The organism is Peribacillus sp. SIMBA_075, from assembly GCF_046534585.1.
This window is the reverse complement of the sequence record NZ_JAWRYN010001244.1, coordinates 1-249: the sequence shown is the minus strand read 5'-3', so window position 1 is coordinate 249 and position 249 is coordinate 1. Positions and strand designations below refer to the sequence as shown.

Annotated in this window: 1 protein-coding gene; it reads left to right on the top strand. The window is 52.2% G+C overall.

Annotated elements, in window-relative coordinates; genetic code table 11:
• Nucleotides 1–249: ABC transporter permease (locus tag SB775_RS32305; protein ID WP_410865375.1), on the top strand; the 249-nt coding region annotated here is incomplete at both ends.

Here is a 249-nt window from a genome sequence, read left to right as displayed (position 1 = left end):
CTCGGCTCGCTTGTCAGCCGGACAGAGGATGTCCAGCAATTGATGCTGCCGATGATGATTTTGATCATTATCGCGTCATTCATCGCGTTCTCGGGGATTTCCATGCCGGAAGCGACTTATGTGACAGTCGCTTCCTACATCCCGTTTTTCGCGCCGCTTGTCATGTTCTTGCGCGTGGGCTTGCTCGATATTCCGTTATGGGAGCCGTTATTGTCGATTGCGATCATGCTGCTGACAATCGGATTGCTC